At 47.4% G+C, this 12,811-nt stretch carries 9 protein-coding genes; all 9 read right to left on the bottom strand.

Going from position 1 to position 12,811, the window contains the following annotated elements; genetic code table 11:
• Positions 1 to 1,755 (bottom strand): hypothetical protein (locus BLR64_RS21855; RefSeq protein ID WP_139172048.1); only part of this gene is annotated, 1,755 nt, incomplete at its 3' end.
• Between the two features lie 774 nt (positions 1,756 to 2,529).
• Positions 2,530 to 3,150 carry a PolC-type DNA polymerase III domain-containing protein gene (locus BLR64_RS21845; protein WP_090717464.1) on the bottom strand — a complete coding sequence of 207 codons (621 nt, stop codon included), beginning with the start codon at positions 3,148 to 3,150 and terminating at the stop codon, positions 2,530 to 2,532.
• A 185-nt stretch (positions 3,151 to 3,335) separates the two neighbouring features.
• Positions 3,336 to 4,604: a carbohydrate-binding domain-containing protein gene (locus BLR64_RS21840; protein WP_090717461.1), complete on the bottom strand. Its 1,269-nt coding sequence runs from the start codon at positions 4,602 to 4,604 to the stop codon at positions 3,336 to 3,338.
• 156 nt (positions 4,605 to 4,760) lie between these two features.
• Positions 4,761 to 5,642 carry a hypothetical protein gene (locus tag BLR64_RS21835; RefSeq protein ID WP_090717458.1) on the bottom strand — a complete coding sequence of 294 codons (882 nt, stop codon included), beginning with the start codon at positions 5,640 to 5,642 and terminating at the stop codon, positions 4,761 to 4,763.
• Between the two features lie 172 nt (positions 5,643 to 5,814).
• Positions 5,815 to 8,898, bottom strand: a complete 3,084-nt coding sequence (locus BLR64_RS21830; protein WP_167360754.1) for an EAL domain-containing protein — start codon at positions 8,896 to 8,898, stop codon at positions 5,815 to 5,817.
• Positions 8,899 to 9,079: 181 nt separating this feature from the next.
• Entirely contained in the window at positions 9,080 to 9,874 is a 795-nt protein-coding gene (locus tag BLR64_RS21825) for a hypothetical protein (protein WP_090717453.1), read from the bottom strand.
• A gap of 77 nt (positions 9,875 to 9,951) precedes the next feature.
• Positions 9,952 to 11,055 carry a slipin family protein gene (locus BLR64_RS21820; protein ID WP_090717450.1) on the bottom strand — a complete coding sequence of 368 codons (1,104 nt, stop codon included), beginning with the start codon at positions 11,053 to 11,055 and terminating at the stop codon, positions 9,952 to 9,954.
• Between the two features lie 780 nt (positions 11,056 to 11,835).
• On the bottom strand, positions 11,836 to 12,429 hold the full coding sequence (locus tag BLR64_RS30900; RefSeq protein ID WP_244157810.1) for a hypothetical protein: 594 nt from the start codon (positions 12,427 to 12,429) through the stop codon (positions 11,836 to 11,838).
• 42 nt (positions 12,430 to 12,471) lie between these two features.
• The gene (locus BLR64_RS30895) at positions 12,472 to 12,753 is read right to left on the bottom strand and encodes a helix-turn-helix domain-containing protein (RefSeq protein WP_244157809.1); all 282 of its coding nucleotides are present in this window, start codon (positions 12,751 to 12,753) and stop codon (positions 12,472 to 12,474) included.
• Between the last annotated feature and the right edge of the window lie 58 nt (positions 12,754 to 12,811).

Genomic DNA, 12,811 nt, shown 5'->3' with positions numbered 1-12,811 from the left:
GTAGTACGTGTCCGGCGCAAGTCCGGTTACGCTCGTGCCAGTGATATTCGTCCAAGCACCTGTTGCGCCTTTCTTGTATTCCATGGTGGTTGCCACATTAGCAAGCGTACCGTCATTCACACCTATTGCCATTTCGTCCGTCGCTGTCACACCTGTGGGGGCTGCCGGACGGCTTGGCACTTGCAGCGATTGCGCCGTGCTATCACTCGTTGTCGTGCCGTTCCCTTTCTTCACAATGCTCAGCGTCGTGCCCAGCCAGCTGCTGTCGATCGCCAGCTTGCCGCTGCCGTCTGCCGTCACTGTCGTACCGTTCACGGTGTACGTACCGCTGGCCGTCAGGCCGACTAACTCTTCGTTGACATAATCAACCGTTGCGCTCGGCTCACTTTCTGGTATTGACGGGCTGGAACTACCATTCATATTGAATAAGTTCGTATAAGTAGTATAACTTGTTGTAGTTGGATTAACTGTTGTGATCAGACCTAGGCCTTCTTCATATCCCGATACCAAGAAAAAAGAAGGTAGGTTATATGTGTTGTAATCCCACCAGTCGTCATTCCAACTTTGAAGCACTCCCGGCCCAGAGTCAACTGGCTGATCAGTCCGAGCAATAAAGGTTCCGTCATTAAGGTAATAGTCAAAATAATAATATACTGTGCCTGTCCAGTTGGTGGGATTGCCATTATAGCCATTCTCATAGGCGTTGTTGATAGCATTCGTAGAGGCATCATCAGTTTTACCTATAATGAAACCTTCTTCTCCAGCGTTGCGGTATACTACAAAACCACCATTATTAATACTGCCATTGCTTATAGTAAATGATTTTTGCAGAACACCTGAACTGCTGTAGATTCTTGCAGCTGTACCGCCTGTGCTATAGCTATAAGCACCGAACAAGATGTTACCATCGCTAAGCGACTGCATGCTTATACTCGTATTAGCAAAGGAACCCAGATCCTGAGCAGCTCCAAGAGCAACTCCGGCACTGCTAAACTGACGCAGCCACAATTTATTAGAGGGACTTCCTTCATTGTACGTAACTAAATAAGTATTATCATTGCCTGCTGCTACATAAGAATTAATAGCATTAGCACTAACAAGCAAGGTCTCGCTGCTGACAGCTGCTCCCGCAGTAGTGAACACACGCGTAGCCAAACTTATATTATCATTGCGCTGAAAGGAGAAGGCAATATTACCTCCCGTCAACTGTGTAATGGAGATTGAACGGGTAAGAGATGTGCCTGTGGAAGTGTTAATTTGAGTCTGATTGACCACCTTTTGTCCCAATTCATTGACAATGATGAAATATGCTCCGTTTCTAGATTCGGTTACAGTTCCAGTAAACGTATTGCTGCTGCTAGAATCACTTCTATTGTAGGTAATTAACACGTTACCATCATTTAACGCTAGCATATGAACCTCGATGCTCTTGTATCGGGTATCCATTAAGCCGCTTAGCTCAGTCGAGCTAATAAGCGTACCATCCTGATCGAATACACGCAGCTGATGTTTGTAGCCGGTTGAAGAGGAGTAATTTGCCATCAGCAATGCTGTTTTCCCCTCTGGCAAACCTTGTGCATCTACCAAATTATAGCCTGAAGGTATAATAGCCGTAGTATCTTGAATTGAAAAGTTCGATGTCACTGCAAACGTCGGTATGCTAGGCACAGGTGCTGCTGCCGCCGGCTCAATCATTGCTGAAAATAATCCTAAAATCAATGCAAAAATTAATATGATATTGCTCATTTTCCTCATGAACCTGACCTCCCAATTCCTTCAATAAGTTTCGTCTGTAGCTCTTCCTCCGTTGATGCTGATGTACTGTAGATTTTGTAGGCAGTATTGACTGTCAAGTTGCTTAAGATGCCCACGACCTGCACTCCTCCGTCCCTGATAGCTGGACCAACCCCGTCATAATTGCGAAGAGCATAGTCACTACTATTAGGGACAGCGACATCTCTTTTGGAATAACCTTTTTTATGCGGTTGCATTGGCTCATCTCCTTATTTTTGTGATTTGCTGCAGCCCGATATCGAAGCCGTGCCAATATAAAAATTATAATGAAGGCCACTGACACATTTCTGACAAAAAGCACTTTGTCCAAAACATTAAGCGGTTGGTTTAAGCCAGATTATTCACCAACTTTTCTGAGACATAAATCCCTATTCCCGGGCAAAAATCTCTATTAATAGTACAATTCCCCCTATTCTATGTCATTCCTTTATTTCCAAACGTCAAAATACGATAATTTTCGCACAAAATACGCATGAAAAATAGCCTTTTATACCCATCTAACATATTTAAAGTACAAAAATAGAGACAATACGCATCTCCTTGTGGAAAAGATAGTTACCACACTAACTCAAACCAAAAGGAGAAACCATTATGTCCCATACCGCTATCGTACCTGAACCCACGGCTATCCGCAACCATTTATTGCAATATCGCAGGCCCTTATATTTGCTAAACCTGTGTTAGCCCATGTATAGATCTATATGACGCCGGCAACTTCCAAAGGACACCTATAGCCTAAATTCGGCTGCGGGTATTGATCATGGCCAGCGCATAAGCGAGTTCTACCGGATGCTCCGTTACCATCCGTCCGAGATCAGCGTGCTCACAGATGCGGGCGGCAAAGCATTCACGAATCAGCGTTTCCGGAGCAGAGCCTTCAGGCTGATATTCCAGATAATCAAAGAAGGCGCTGAACTCCTTTTGCCTGTTAAGTAAAAAATAATAGATATGCTGCATGGCAGGGGAAAGCTTGCGGAAAGCCTCCACTTCATCCATAAAAAGCTCCCGTGCCTTAATTGCATCATTTAGCGGATTATTAAGCTCTTCCGTCTGCAGCTTATCATCTTTAAGTAGAGCGTGGTAAGGACGCATCGGAAACAGCAAAGGCGACCAGTACAGCGTATCCAGACAGACATTCCCGGAAATTCCAGCTGCTTGTACCGCATCGTGAATATATTTTAAATCATGATGAATGAGGTTATGACCGCATATATAACGCGCACCTTGCAAAAAGTGGATAAAATCCGCAACCGAAGAAGAGTGATAGACCGCACCGCCAGTCCGGATAGAGCCAATGTCCAGAATTCTCCCCGTACCCTCCTGGATTTCGGTATCAACAAAAGCGATATTATTCATGCCTGGTCCCCTAATTATTCCTTCATAGCCGTGGTCTCCTTGAAGTACAGTCTTCGCCGCTCCCCATGAAAAAAAGCGGTAGTCATCGCCTGAAGGCAGCTCCTATATGCTGTCCCGTCGAATGACACCGCTTTGTTGCTTACCCCATTACTAACCGGATCAAAGTTTTGATCACGGCTCCTATATTAATGCCCCATCCCGCCACCGCCGCCCCGGAAGCCGCCTCCGCCTCCGCCTCCGCGTGACAGGGTGATTTCAGTGATCTGCTCGCCGTTAACCGAGACCGTGCCGCCGTTTAATTCAGCTGTCCCATCCGCATCAAAAGCGGAAGTGGCTTCTACATCAATAATCCCGCCATTAATATATAAATTACCGTTTGAGTCAAAAGCATCCGTATCACCGCTGCCCATGGTTACTTTAATCGTACCGCCGTTGACTTCAATCGAGGCATTATCGTTCACTTTTGGCGTGGCGTTGATCCCGTCATCCGTTGCATACACTGTGATCTGGCCGTCATTCACAATGATAGTATTGCCCTCGATACCTTCCACAGAAGTCTCAATATTAATACTGCCTCCATCAATCTGCACAAGGTTGTTGGCCGTAATCCCGTCATCAGCAGCCTTGATATTCAAAGTGCCGCCTTCGATATAGATATTTCCGAGGGTGGTTTCCTCTTCATTTTCGCTGTGCAGCGCATCCTTACCCGTATCAATCGTAACCGTTCCGTCGTTGATCAGGATGGCATCGTTCGCTTCCAGTGCATCCGCAGAGGAATCAATCGTATACACGCCTCCGGTGATTTTGAGATCATCCTTGGAAGAGATACCGTTGCCTTGAGCCGATACTATATCCAGGCTTCCGGTTCCGTTCAGGGTCACATCGGCTCTGGAGAAAATCACCGCATCAAGATGGGTCTCCCCATCCGCCACATAGCTTCCGGTAACCTCCATATGGTTCTCACTGTCAGTGGAGGTAACGAACACTTTATCCGCCGCCTTTACATAAATGGCAGGTGAATCCGTATTGGTTATGCTAACACCGTCCAGGACGATTTGGACCTTCGCTTCTTCAGCAGCCTCTACGGTTACCGTAACATTGTCCACATCACCGCTTAAGACATATACGCCTTCCTCACTCAGGGTCACATCCTGATTGCTTACCAGAGTCATCTGGGTTGCAGCTGTGAGATCCGCTGTCTGTTCCAGATCGCGGTCACTGAATAAGGCCGTTGTGTCGGTAGAAGTAGCGACAGTGGCAGTGGCAGCGGCCGCTTCCGTTGCTGAGGTTGTCCCGGATGACGCGGTAGAGCCTGCCGCCTGCGTATCCGCTGCTTGTGTACTTGTAACAACTGCTGCGCTGCTGTTCTGCGCATTCGAGCATCCCACGATGGATAAACTCAGTAACGCGGCAAACGTTATGGCTTTTATGCTGATAAGGCTGTTGTTTTTCATAATTGAACACTCCTTGTATAATCAGTTGCAATCGTCACTTTTATTATTCAAAAAGCACTATTGCCTCCTGGCTTATACAAAGCATAATACACATACCTTTAACCAAACTTAAACGGGCAAAAAAAGAGGGACGCCGGATAGCATCCCCTGTTCCCTTTATACTGTAGGCTGAATTTTTTTGGTAGGCTGCGGGCCGGGGCCATTTTTAGCCCAGTAAATAACGTAGTAAATAGCGCTGGTATAGCTGGTGGTCGCTGCATAGTTAACGTTCTGGTAGGAGCTCTCATTAGTCCATACTTTATATCCCGGAGAAGTAAAATTCCAGCGCATCGGGCTGTTTCCCGCCGGCTTATGCGTCCAGTCGCTGCCCGAAGTATCGCCTTTCATAAAATGATAGTCATTGCTCCCTTTACGGACCGCAACCACCCGCTGATAATACGCCAGAGAAGCCGGCTTCGTCGTTGTCTTGTATCCCCAATAGCCTAGAGCATCCAGGTCACTGACCGTCAAATCCGCTATTTCAGATACACCCATGCTTATGGAAAAGCTTTTCCCGGAATGATAGCCGGGATCTTTAAACACTTGGTTGCCTATGGCATACCCGTAGCAATTATAGTATCTGTAACTGTCCGACCAGGCCCCGATTACTGTACTGTCCTGCAGCGAATAGCTGGCCAGGGCAGCAAAGCTTCTTGCAGAAACGCCGGGTTCACCGGAGATTTTCAATATATTCTCGGCCAGCTCCGCCAGCTTCGTATAATTATACGGGATATGCTCTGCCGTTGTAATCCCGCGCTCAATATCCGTTACAACATCTTTTACCGCATTACGCGTGTATTCATCCTTTTCCAGGCCTTCAGGCAGCTGGAGCCCGTTCTCAAGCAGAGTATCCAGCAGATCATCGCCGCTTAACTGTGTCAGCTTCTCCAATGCAACCGGGCTGGTGCTATCTGCGCTCGCTGCAGGTGCCGGTATTGCAATCGTATGTAACAGAAAGAATGCCATCACCAAAGAAAACGCTCTTACAACTTTCTTCAACGTGTTCCCTCCCACACTGTATTCTCAGCAGAACCGTGCCTAACCCTCCGCCTGAATCTGTTAACACGGCTCACCTCCCTAAGTATACACGGAATAGAAATAGATGTGATAGTTTTCAGTTATTATCTATATTTGAATACATTTGTAAAAAAGATACTGTTATCATTGGCTCCTATGAAGCTGGAAGAGGATTCATGTTTAACAGAATCGACTCTATCTCTGACGCAGGCATCGGCTTATAAAAGAAATAACCCTGAATCTCATCACACCTGTTCTTGTCAAAAAAGGCGAATTGCTCCCCGGTCTCAACACCCTCGGCAATGACATGCAGCTTCAGGTTTTTGGCCAGCTGGATAATCGTCTTGGCTATCGCCTCATCGTCGTTGCCATTTGAAATGCCGCGCACAAACTGCATATCAATTTTGATCCGGTCTACAGGCAAAGTCTTTAACCTGCTTAAAGAAGAATACCCGGAACCAAAATCATCAATGGAGAGGCTGACGCCCAGCTCCTTAAGCGCATGAAGCACCTCTACAATGTAATCATCTCCGTCAGCAGCAGCACTTTCAGTGACCTCCAGTTCCAGGCACTCCGGCTCCAGGCCAGTCTCACTGAGGGTTCGTTCAACGATGCTGAGCAGGCTCCGGTCCTGAAACTGGACCATCGACAGGTTCACTGCCATGCGTATCCCCTGCACCCCTAGCGCCTGCCACTCCTTCATCTGTCGGCATGCGGTCTCAAGCACCCACTGGCCGATGGGAAGAATCAGCCCGGTCTGCTCAGCCAAGGGTATAAAGGCAGCCGGGGAAATCATGCCCAGCTCCGGGTTATTCCAGCGGACCAGCGCTTCCAGCCCCACAATTTCTTTGGTCTGCACACTCACCTGCGGCTGGTAGTAAAGAACAAGCTCATTCCGCTCCAGCGCCCGGTACAGGCTGTTCGTAAGCAGTGTTTTCTCCAATACCTGCTGCTTCATGGCGGATGAACATAGGGCGTACTGATTTTTTCCTTTTTCTTTGGCAGCGTACATCGCCAGATCGGCATTCCGGATCAGCTCTTCTGTGCTTTCACCATCTCCGGGGTAGACCGCAATCCCTGCGCTGGCCGTAATAAAAAACTCCTGGCCTTTGACAGTCACGGGCCGCGCAATCGCTTGAATAATGCTTTCAGCAATAGCCCTGATGTCTTCAACCCGCTCGATTCCGGCCAACTTGATCAGAAATTCATCGCCGCCAAAACGGGACACCATATCCTGTTCACGCAAACAACCGGCTATTCTGCCAGTCACCTCTTTCAGCATCTCATCTCCGCCGAGATGTCCTATCGTGTCATTCACATTTTTAAAGGAATCCAGATCAATAAAAAGCACACCAATAGGCTTGCCGGTCTCCCCGGCGGACCGGATACTCTCTTCCAGCTTATTCTTGAACAGCGTATGGTTCGCAGACCCCGTCAGAGCATCATAATACGCCATGTAGCTGATTTCCCGCTCCGCTTCCACCTTTACCAGCGCATCTGACAGTAAATTAGCAAGTATCCGCAGCAGCTCCTGATGATTCTGCCCAAAGGCCGTTGCTGCCTTGACGGAGCCAAAGAACAAGAGGCCGAGAATCTTCCCTTTATTTCTTACAGGAACGGAGATCAGCGATTTCAGCTTATAAGAGCTGAATATCTCATGCTCTGCACCGGCCTCCTGCGGCAGCATGTCTACGTCCATTATTTGTACAAGGTCCGTCTGCAGGCTGCTATTCAACCACCAGGGGAGGCCCCCGCCGTTCAGCCGGGGAACGAGATCAACCGCCGGTTCAACCCCTTCCCTGCACCACTCATAGGATTTCGGATGCTCCGTTAAGTGAATATAAAAAGTCCGGTCTACCTGAAAATGCTCTCCGCACAGCTCTAAAAGCTCATTAATTTTATTATCCAGATCGGATTCCGAGACCTTCACGAACTCGCCCGAGATCCGGGCAACCAGCTTCTGAAACCTGATTTGGGCTTCATTGTCCTCAAGACGCTGGATATAGACCCGGTTAACAAAATAGGCAAGCCAAAGCGTGATGCCCAGAATACCAATTCTGGCCAGATAATCTGAACCATCTACCTGGACCATCGCTTCCGGCATCCTCACCCAAATATAGATTTGCGTAAGCAGCATGGGTACCCCTATCCAAAGGATCATTAGGCGCTTATTGAACAGAACCGACAGCATCACAACAATGAACGGAGCCGACCATGCGGTAACACTGGCCGTTTCAATATAGCTGAGGGCAATCAGAAGGATGGAGGCCAGCATTATACTAATGAAAACGTATTCCTTAACATCCGCTCTAACCGGTACATGTTTAATAATCGTCAATACTAAGCCTGTGACAAAGAAGAACAGACTAAATAACAGGATAGAGCCGAACCCCGGGGCCTGCTTATTGAAAAAGTACTGCGTAGCAAAATTTAGCATTCCGCCGATAACATAGACAAAGGACATGATTTTAATAAATCTGTCCATGTTAACATCACTTAAAATTTTGCCGGGCTCCGTTTTTCCCTTTTTCCCCAGTCCCATGAGTCCATACCGCTTGATTGCATAGAACATAGCTGTTGTCGGCAGCAGCACAATGACAGGCGCCAGCTGGGGCACCTTGACAGATGCGTATGAATTCATAATGACATCTGTTGCAGTACCCGCTATCATGGCCAGGCTATAGGACAGCATAAAGAGATAGCCCTGCTTTTTCTTAACCGGGTCCTTCGACCTTCTTGCCCAGTTCCAGAGCAGCAGCAGACCCGCAGTGGTAAAGCAAATATAGTACAGGTTAAAATAAACATCTCCCCAGCCGTTGGCAGAAATATTGACCCAGCCTGTTGCCGTATAGATTAGCCGATACTGCTCCCTTGCAGAATCACTATAGCCAAAAGCAAAAACGTTCACCACGGCCGGAAGATACAGAAGCACATAAATCCACTTGTTCCTCAGCACTGCCGTTCTTTCTGTCAGAATCAGAAAAAAATGCAGCAGGATGCTATACACAGTACCGTAGCCGAGTGAAGCCAGTCTGCGCCAAAGAATAGCCGTCTCATAATCCGGTGCAGAATTGGTGATTGAGAAACAAAAGGACCAGATGGAGAGGGACAGACAGGCTAGACAATAGAGCCGGTTTAGCTTGCTGCCTGTATTAAGGGACAGAATATACATCCCCAGAATGAAATATATGGCGAAGCCGATAAATAATATTAATGAAAAAATATAGGATAACGTCATGACGGGCCCCTCCATGATTTCCGGTAGATTCTGTGTATCTGAGAGAAACCATACATTGATACTATATACCTATATTTCGGCAGAAATGTGAAGTTCTATTAGCAGTATTTTCATACAAAAGACCCCTCCAGCCAAGGAAGGGTCTTAACAACGGTACTTCCTATGATCTACTGCAGCACGTTCACAAAAACGCACCAAAATAAAACTCCACCGCCTCCCGAGAGTACCCGTCCTCCCCCTGCCACTCCGCCATGGAGTTGTAATCCGCGCTCCCGCCTCTGCGTTTCCGGGGTGTATCCCCAGGAATCAGTATTCCGGCATAGCCCCAAATCTCCATCAGCACATCCCGTTCATTCTTACTGGAGGGAACCACGTCCTTCCACTGCTTCTCCAGCATCCGCGCACTGTCATGATCAGCACAATCCTGAATCGCTTCAAGCATTCCGGTGAGTATGGCAACGTCCTCAGCAGTACAGTCCAAAGGGGCTTCCTTACTGAATAATTCAAGATCCAGCCAGCAATATAAAAGCCAGTTCAGGCGAATCCCGCCCCACTTGACCCGTTCGAAATTCAGTACGTTCAGATCCTCGTTGTTATAGTCCATGTCCGACATTAATCCATGAACATTGCAATCCCCGCAGCTGCTGTAATTCGGCCGCACCACACTCCGCTGCTCATAGGTATGCTCAGGCAGACGGGAAGTCAGCGCCCAGCTGGAGAGGGCACTGCGCAGATGGACTTTTTTCGTAGAGAGACTATGCAGAAAAGCAGCAGCTACCCGCTCCCTCGTAATCGCCTGATGCAGCTCATGCAGCCGTAAGATGATCTCATCGTGAGTAATGGTTACAGGGTCGAACATCAGCCCTTGGGTCTGGGCATACTCAAATTCCTCACCGGCAAAAGCACCCGGAGTGCCCCTCCAGCCGGTTGAAGTCCAGAAGGTGTTCATTAGAATCTTTTTCGCTTTCTTGTCCATGTTGTCACTCCTTGGGCTTGGCTTCATTGGCAATAAAAGCTTAGTTCTATAGTATAATAGACCGCCAGGGTAGCGGTCTACTTATTAACGCTGATTAACGAGCTTAACCGCTCCAGAAGGTCGCCGCCGCCTGTTACAGAGATGGAGCCGATTTTGTCGCAGATCTTCTCGAGGAATTCCAGCTCCTTCAGCCGGAACAGCGTCTGATTCTCGTCCATCAGCTTCGCTGTATTGAGCAGGCTGCGCGTCGAGGCTGTCTCTTCCCGGCGGGTCAGCAGGTTGGCCTGCGCCTTTTTCTCTGCGAGCAGAACGGTGTTCAGAATGTCCTTCATTTCTCCCGGCAAAATGACATCCTTCACGCCTGCCCCAAGGAAGCGTACCCCGAACGCATCTTCCTTCTCCTGAATGCGGGACAGGATGAAGGAGGCCACGTCCTCCTTCTGCTTCAGAAGCTCATCCAATTTCAGCGTTCCGACATATTCCCGGAGCAGCAGCTGAAGCTGGATGTGAATCTGCTCGTCATAAGCCTTCAGCTCCAGAACGCGCTGCGGATTCACAATCTTGTACTGGCACACGAAGTTCAGGCGCAGCGTAACCTTATCCTCCGTCATGATCTCCTGGCCGATCAGATCCATCTGCTGCTGTCTCAGATCGACCGTCTTCGTCAGTACCGAGACTGGCCCCTTCCAGAAATAATACTTACCGGGAGCGAGCTCCCGCTGGAGGGAATGGTCATAGAACAAGAATCCCAGCTCATGGCTGGCGATTTCGCAGCATTGCACATACGGAGTAAGCTTCGCTATAATCGAACGGTCGATTCCGGCCGGAAGCTCCGGCTGCCGGATGTCCGTATGCACGAAGGTGTGCTTTTTCAGGAGGTTCCAATAGGCATACACCCCCGGCTTCAGCACCTGAGCAAATTGACCATCCTCATAGTGTACAACAATCTCATGATCCTGCACCCGTACAACATCCAGCTCGCGCAGGAGTTCTTCATCCTGCAAAAACAGCTGCAGGTCTTTGCTCTCAACGCTAAACGGTTTGGTAATATTCAATACCGCTACCGTATGCTGTGACCAGGAGAAGTACCGGTAGGTTCCCGGAAGCAGCCGCTTCACATAGCTTCCCTTATGAAAGAGCAGACCGCGCTGGTCCGCTTGAATCGTGATTGGTTTTAACATATTTCTAACCCCCTTCATGTGTTGACCCATGGATGACAGAACCCCGCTGCGGTCTAGGCGGAATCACGTTTGAGACAGGCGGCCTGCCGGGAGGTTCGGAAGGACATTTTGATTTAAAAGCTAACCCCTGCTTCAGTCAGCCTTCGTATCCTTCTGTCCTTGCCAAAGCCTCCCCTGCTGCCGCACTATCGGTATCCACGGATTACAAAGCCTTTCCGCAGTGCGCTATAGTAGCCGCCTGAGATTCTGCCCCTTGGTGTCTTAATTCTCAATACGCTTCAATTTGTGGCTCGATGGAAATCGAGTACTATACCAATAATCGCTCCCAAGGCGATTGGGGAATCGAACCCCAAGTGGGATTCCTACCGAAACGAACGGTACAGGATACCGTAACATACATGCCGGCACTGCGGGATCATCTTGAGATCCCCGCCTCGTTACGCCCGCCCGGATAAGAACCAATGTATGATGAACGCGCTCGGCGTTATCAACCTGCTAAGAGGTGCAGCTGTAAAGCTGCTTCTTACAAGTTCTATCTTCGCTGAAATCCGGCGGAACGAACATGGCGAAAGTATTACGACGGGAGAAGAAATTTCCAGAGGGGGGTTTTAGGTATAGAAAAAAGCTCAAGGGCAGGTGTGGGACGGCGCTTGAGCTTTTAGAGTGAGGATTTTGTTTATGTCTTGAAAAAAATAGAGGACGGACCTGATGGACCTCGGTTACCCGTCTCCATTTATCTGATCCCCATTTTATCCATTGCTTTGTAATAACAAGGTTATTCTAATAAGCCTGAATACCAAACTTCAACAATTTCTTAGGCAAGATGTCATCCAAATTTTGAATATCAGAATCCTCAAGCTCAATTAGTTTAAACCCGTATTTACTGTATATATCCAACTTAACCTTTTTACGCTCCGTATATCTTTCATCATTTTCCAATCCCCAGTATTCAATATATACCTTACCAATTGGAAGATAAAAATCGCAATATAGCTCTTCCTCTACAGGTAGCTTTCTTTCATAAGCATGTACAATCTCAGACATATACAGCCAATTATCTATTAACATTTCAGCTCGGGAACGCACATAATGCCCATCTGTAGTACGGTATTTAGCTTCAAACTTCTCACGGAACCCAACATTAGACTTTAATGTTTTAACTTCTGCATCTTTGCTTGTTACAGCACTTTCTTCATTACTTTCAATTATGTTTCCTTGAACAGATTGAATGGTTTCAATAAGTCGTTTGTTAGTCAAAATGCTGACGTTCCAGGATACAGAAGGAATACCTGTTTGAGCATGTTCAAATTGTTTTCCACCCAAGCTTTCACCCAAACGCGTTACTGTCCAACCTTTAACTGATTTCTGAATCATACCCAGCTCTGATAATATTGGATTCATGCGAAATTTAGAAATTTAAAAATGCTGACTTAACGCTGTAGCATTAATTAATTTGTTTTCTTCTAAAGTGGCAGTCAGCTCGTTTTTTATGTTTTCTTCCCAAGCGATATAAGTCCCATGTTGTGGGTGAGTCTTTAGAATCCCCCCTATTTCTTTACCTTTATCAGTTAACACCCAGTTATCATTATCCCGATCAATAAATCCTTTTTCCTGTAATGTTCCAAATAAATCTTTAGCTTGTAGCTTTAACTCTTTGGCCAGTGCAGAGGTTGATAAATATTTCTGTGGCTGTGACATCTACTTAGAACACCCTCGCTCTCTATAAAATTATTTAGCCTATGATATAAACAAATCA

It is taken from the genome of Paenibacillus typhae (assembly GCF_900099765.1).
In the GTDB taxonomy this organism is placed as follows: Bacteria; Bacillota; Bacilli; order Paenibacillales; family Paenibacillaceae; genus Paenibacillus_AQ; species Paenibacillus_AQ typhae.
The sequence above is the reverse complement of the archived record's forward strand: the minus strand, read 5'-3'. Positions and strand labels throughout refer to the sequence as shown.